Genomic DNA, 233 nt, shown 5'->3' with positions numbered 1-233 from the left:
GCTGGCGCAGGAGATGCGCTATCCGGACATCTCCTCGCTGTACGCGGCGATCGGCGAGGGCCACGTGGCCGCGCAGAACGTCGGGCAGAAGCTGGTGCAGGCGCTCGGCGGCGAGGAGGCGGCCACCGAGGAGATCGACGAGGCGGTCCCGCCGGCCCGCGGCCGCCGCAGCAAGCGGCGCAGCGACCCGGACCCCGGCGTGGTCGTGGAGGGCGTCGGCGACGTCTGGGTCA

1 pseudogene is annotated in these 233 nt (G+C 75.1%); it reads left to right on the top strand.

The features are described from left to right. Window positions 1-233 (top strand): annotated as a pseudogene (locus KVT45_RS55800) (GTP pyrophosphokinase); the annotation flags it as partial.

This window comes from Streptomyces sp. GbtcB6 (assembly GCF_019091475.1).
GTDB classification, from domain to species: Bacteria; Actinomycetota; Actinomycetes; order Streptomycetales; family Streptomycetaceae; genus Streptomyces; species Streptomyces hyaluromycini.
Note: the sequence above shows the minus strand (reverse complement) of the source record. Positions and strands in the feature narration are given on the sequence as shown.